1 protein-coding gene is annotated in these 6,367 nt (G+C 62.6%); it reads left to right on the top strand.

All coding sequences use genetic code 11. The features are described 5' to 3' along the window. On the top strand, positions 1 to 6,367 hold a 6,367-nt coding region (locus DBV08_RS31820), incomplete at both ends, for a non-ribosomal peptide synthetase (RefSeq protein ID WP_124570091.1).

Genomic DNA, 6,367 nt, shown 5'->3' with positions numbered 1-6,367 from the left:
CGTAAAGCCCTCCCGGACATCAACTTCGAACCTCAATCGCTGCAGTATGTTGCGCCGCGAACGCCGTTCGAGGAGACGGTTGCCGCAATTTTCGATGATCTGCTGGGAACGTCCACGGTGGGCGTGTACGACGACTTTTTTGCACTTGGTGGGAACTCTCTCAGTGCGGCCAGATTGGTTGCGCGAGTGAATGCTGTTCTCGGCGAACGGATCAACATCCGCGACGTCTTCGATGCTTCGACCGTTGCAGCGCTGGCGGAGTTGGCGCAGAGCCGCGGAGGGGACATACCGGGTGATATCAGCGGCGGAGAAGGAGCGAAGCCAGCGTTGACGCCGCGGGGTACGACGACGGATATCCCACTTTCACCGGCGCAGGAGCGAATGTGGTTTGCGAATCAGTTCGCCCCCGAATCCGCCGCATACAACGTCACGTGCGCGTTGAGGCTCGACGGCGCACTGAATGTGAGTGCGCTTCGCGCTGCATTTGTCGACGTCGTCGAGCGGCACGAGTCTTTGCGCACTGTTTTTCCTCTCACGGACAACGGACCGCGTCAAGTGATCATGTCCACCTCACAGGTGGTATCGGATCTCGCACCGATACTTGTACAGGGAGGCGAAGACCTGCGCGAGCGTTGCCGGCAGATCGCTTCGGTTGGTTTCGACGTCACGCAACAGGTCCCGATGCGCGCCACCTTGTTGCGGCGAGATGATCAGGCCCACTCGCATGTCCTGGTGATCGTGATTCACCACATCGCCGCCGACGGATTCTCGACGGTACCGCTGGCCCGAGATCTCATGAGCGCATACTCCTCCCGTGTGAACGGTGAGGCACCTCGGTGGGCGCCGCTCGCGATCCAGTACGCCGACTACGCGTTGTGGCAACGTGGTTGGTTGGGCTCCGAATCCGACTCTCGGTCCTCGATCTCGAAACAGCTCATCTATTGGGCCGAGAATCTTGCGGGCACACCGGAGGTTCTCGACATTTCGACTGATCGACCGCGCGGTGACGTGCGTTCGCTCCGACGCGGACGGATTCGGTTCGACTTCAGCCCGGAGATTCATGCCGGTGTGGTTGCCCTGTCGCGCACACACAACGCCACGGTCTTCATGGTTGTGCACGCAGCCTTGGCAGTGCTGCTGGCGAGGCTCAGTGATGAGGACGACATAACCGTCGGAACTCCCATCGCCGGACGTGGGGAGCGCGAACTCGACGACCTGGTGGGTATGTTCGTCAACACCTTGGTCTTGCGCACTGCAGTGGACCGCGGCGCGACATTCGGGGAGTTCCTCGACCAGGTCCGAAACGTAGATCTGAGCGCCTTCACCCATGCGGACGTGCCGTTCGAACGAGTCGTCGAGATCGTGAATCCTTCACGCTCGACGGCATACTCGCCCCTGTTTCAAGTCATGTTGGAGTTCCAGGACATCGAGCGACCTACCCTGGAACTCCCCGAGTTGCAGGTGACCGACATGGGTGTCGAGATCGACACCATCAACTTCGATCTGCAGTTGACGGTGGCCCAGAATGTCGACGACGCCGGTGAACCGGACGGTATTCGCGCCGAATTCGGTTATGCCACAGATATTTTCGACGATGAGACAGTAAGGGGCTTCGTCGACCGCCTGCAACGGATTCTCGAGCGCGTCACCACGGATCCGCAATCGCGGATCGGAGATATCGAGATTCTCTCCGCCCGTGAGTCGGTCGAACTGATACCCGTGCGAGGTGTGATTTCCACCGCTGTTCAGAGCCTTCCGGATGTGCTCACTGCAGCAACAGATAAGGCGACCGCCCAGGATCCCGGCGCCGTCGCGCTGGTGTTCGAGGAACGTGAAGTGACATATCTCGAACTCGACGCACAGTCGAACCGATTGGCCCGCCTGCTGATCGAATCGGGAGTGGGTCCCGAATCGGTGGTGGCGTTGTGTCTTCCACGCTCTGTCGAGTCCGTTCTGGCGGTGTGGTCCATTGCGAAGACCGGTGCGGCATTCCTTCCGGTGGACCCAGGACATCCTGCTGCACGTATCGAGTACATGCTGCGCGACTCCGGTGCAGCGAGGGGGATAACGTCTCGAGCTCACCACGCAGCATTGTCCGACCTCGTGCCGTGGCTGGTTCTCGACGATGCCGGTTTCGAGGAACGGCTGTGGGCGTACTCCCCATCGAAAGTCACCGACGCGGATCGGCGGGCACGGATTCGAATCGACAATCCGGCCTATCTGATCTATACCTCCGGATCTACAGGAACGCCGAAGGGCGTGACAGTCACACACCGCGGGTTGAGCGACTTTGCTCTCCAGGAGCGCGAGACATTCGCTACCACCACCGAAGCAAGAACCCTGCACTTCGCCTCGCCGAGTTTCGACGCGTCGGTTCTCGAACTCGTGCTGGCCGTTGGTGCTGGAGCCACGATGGTGATCGTGCCACCGACTGTCTACGGCGGGTCGGAGCTGGCGGCGCTACTGGAGCGCGAGCGGGTCACCCACTGTTTTGTGACTCCGGCGGCTTTGGCGTCCGTCGACCCAGACGGTCTCACCACTGTCGGTTGTGTCGTGACAGGTGGGGAGGCGTGCCCGCCGGAATTGGTGGCCCGCTGGGCGCCGGGCAGACAGATGTTCAACGCCTATGGTCCTACCGAGGCAACTGTGGTGTCGAGTATCAGTGCGGCACTGGCTCCTAACGGCCCGGTCACCATCGGCGCACCTACTCGCGGATTCAGCGAGGTAGTGCTGGACTCGCGTCTGCGAGCGGTACCGGTAGGTGTCGCGGGGGAGTTGTATCTTGCCGGGCCGGCTCTCGCTCGCGGCTATCACCGGCGATCCGCGCTGACCGCCGCGCAGTTTGTCGCAGATCCCTTCGGTGCGCCGGGAACGCGGATCTATCGCACGGGCGATCGCGTGCGGTGGACGCCCGACCGGCAGCTGGAGTATCTCGGGCGCACCGACGCCCAAGTGAAGGTCCGTGGGTTCCGCATCGAACTCGGGGAAGTCGAGGTGGCATTGCAGACGCACCCACGCGTGGCCCAGGCGGTGACGGGCGTCTGGAACGGCGACGGCAGCGATCGGTTGATCGGCTACGTGGTTCCCGATCGCGGGGTGAGTGTCGATCCGCGAGACGTCCTCGCGCATGCAGGCACGCGACTGCCGTCGTACATGGTGCCTGCGGCGGTGGTGGTGCTCGACGCACTTCCGCTGACGGTTCACGGAAAACTGGACCGCGCAGCGCTTCCCGCACCCGATTTCTCGTCCGCGGCCACACCCGACCAGCCACCGCGAACGGAAACCGAGAATCTTCTTGCCGCTCTGTTCGCGCAGGTTCTCGGCCTCGACACCGTGGGAGTGCATGATTCCTTCTTCGAACTCGGTGGAGACAGCATCATGTCCATCCAATTGGTGGCCCGCGCTCGCGATGCTGGTGTGATCATCTCGCCGCGAGATGTATTCGACCACAAATCTGTTGCCGAACTTGCCGAGTCGGCGCACGTGGAGCAGGACGGGCCTGATGCGCTCGCGGAGCTGCCCGGAGCCGGTATCGGCACCCTCCCACTGACGCCGGTGGCGCAGTGGATGCTCGACCGCAGCAGCGGCGGCCTCGAGGGGGGTGAGCTGAACCGGTTCACCCAGGCGCTCTTGCTGACCGCTCCCGCTGATCTCACCCAGGACCTCCTTGTCCGGGGCGTTCAAGTGATGCTGGATCGGCACGACATGCTCCGTGCTCGCCTGGTCGAGCGTGAGCAGGTCATGGAAGTCCTACCACCCGGCTCGATCTCGGCCGAGGGACTGATCCACCGAGTAGCTGTCGATTCGGTCGACGACGAAGGTTTCCGGGCCTTGGCGTCGGGAGAACTCGAGGCCGCTGCCGACAGCTTGGATCCCGCCGCCGCTGACATGGTGCGCGTGATCTGGTTCGACCTGGCCGACAAACCTGACTTGTCGAACCAGCAGGGCCGATTACTTCTGGTGATTCATCACCTGGTTGTCGACGGCGTCTCGTGGCGCATTCTGGTCACCGACCTGGCGTCGGTGACAGCGCAACTCCAGGCCGGTGTCACGCCTGAACTACCACCGATCGGAACGTCGTTCCGGCGATGGGCGCATGGGCTTGTCGAGCACGTGGGCGACCGGAGCGTAGAACGGGACGTGTGGACAACGATCCTGAACGGCGATGACCCACTGATCGGTTCGCGCCCACTCGATCCCACGATCGACGTCTACGACACGGTCGACACCGTCACAGTGGACATCTCGCCTTCGGTGACCAGGAACCTTCTCACCACGGTTCCTGCGGCATTCCACACCGGCGTGAACGACGGACTCCTCACCGCTGTCGCGTTGGCCTCGATCGGGTGGCGACCGCGCCGAGGTATGGATACCGCTGCCGCCCTGATCACTCTCGAAGGACACGGCCGCGAGGAGGGTGCGGTTCCTGGCGCAGACCTCGCTCGCACCGTTGGGTGGTTCACCACGCTCTACCCGGTGCGTGTGGATCTCGGCGGAATCGACGTCGACGACGCACTGGCAGGTGGCGCCGACGCCGGGCGGGCCCTCAAAGCTGTCAAAGAGTACTTGCGTGCGATCCCCGATCGTGGAATCGGATTCGGGATGTTGCGGTACCTGTCTGGCGAGAGCGACACACTCGGCCGATTCCGTTCTCCTCAGATCAGTTTCAACTATCTGGGCCGGATCAGCTCCTCTGACGGAACACAGGACTGGCTGCCGGTGGAGGACAATCGAAAGCTCGGCGGAACCCAGAATCGTTCCATGCCGGTGGCGTCCGTGATCGACATCAACGCCGCGGTTGAGGACCATGTTGACGGGCCCTGCCTGACAGCATCTTTCACCTTTCCCCGCGGAGTGCTCGACGCGTCGGACATCGCGGAATTCGCGGAACTGTGGCGTCGTGCACTCGACGGACTCACCGCTCACGCGTCGCGACCTGATGCGGGCGGTCTGACGCCGTCGGACGTTCCACTGGTCTCGGTGGACCAACAGCAGATCGAACGCTGGGAGAACGACTTCCCCGGATTGCGCGATGTCTGGTCGGTGTCACCCCTTCAAGCCGGGCTGATGTTCCATGCCTCACTGGCGGCCACGTCGACGGACGTCTACACAGCGCAGTTGTGCATCGAACTCGAAGGAGCGGTTGATTCCGAGCGTTTACGCGGCGCTGCTGCCGGACTACTCGCAAACCACCCGAATCTGTGCGCAGCGTTCGTCTACGACGTGAACGGCCTACCGGTGCAGTTGGTTGTCGACGATGCAGTGATTCCCTGGACCGAGGTCGATCTGAGTGATCGAGGATCGGCAACCGAAGCAGATCTGGAGCGCCGCCTCGACGAGGATCGCAGTGCACCCTTCGACCTCGCCTCGCCGCCACTGCTTCGGCTGACGCTGCTGCGAACCTCGCCGACGAGGTGCGTGTTGGTGGTGACAAACCATCACATCGTTCTCGACGGTTGGTCGATGCCGTTGTTGGTTCGCGAACTGCTGACGCGATACGCGGCCGACGGTCTCCCGGTCGACAGAGCCCCGGCCGATCTTCCCGAGACTCCGTCATACCGCACCTATCTGGAATGGTTGGTGCACCGCGACATCGAGACCTCGCTCGCGGTATGGGAGGACGCCATGGAAGGCGTCGACGAGCCGACGTTGTTGGCGGCTTCGGCGCCGATCGCGGAGCAACTGGTGCCCGAAGAAGTCGCCGTCGATCTACCCGATTCGGTGCTCGACGGACTTGGTGCGCTGGTCCAGCGGAGTGAGATCACGATGAACACGGTGATCCAAGCCGCGTGGGGTGTCCTGCTGTCTCGAATGCTTTCCCGCGACGACGTCGTCTTCGGCGTCACAGTTTCGGGCCGTTCACCTGAATTGCCTGGTGTGGAAAACATGATGGGGCTGCTGATCAACACATTGCCTGTCCGCGTGCAACTGGATCCGGACGAGACGTGTGCGCAGCTGCTCGCTCGACTACAAGGCGAACAGACAGCTCTGCTCGATCATCACCATGTCGGACTCGGAGCGATTCAATCTGTCGTAGGGACAGGAAATTTATTCGACACACTGTCGGTCTTCGAGTCGTATCCGATCGATACCTCGGGGATGGACGGGAACACCGACATAGCCGGTATGCGCGTCACCGCTGTGACTGCCCGGGACGCCACGCATTACCCACTCACCGTGCTGACGGTCGCGGAACCCGCGCTGCAGGTGAGCCTGCGGTATCAGCCGGCGGCACTCGACCGCGCCGCGGTCGACACCATCGCGCAGCGAATGTCGCTGATCCTTGCCGCCTTCGCAGCGAACGCGGACACACCGATCGGCGAGGTCGACGTGTTTGTCGCTTCCGAGCGTGGGTTGGTGGTGGGTG

Origin of the sequence: Rhodococcus sp. KBW08, assembly GCF_003852455.1 — a bacterium.
GTDB classification, from domain to species: Bacteria; Actinomycetota; Actinomycetes; order Mycobacteriales; family Mycobacteriaceae; genus Rhodococcus_F; species Rhodococcus_F baikonurensis.
Note: the sequence above shows the minus strand (reverse complement) of the source record. Positions and strands in the feature narration are given on the sequence as shown.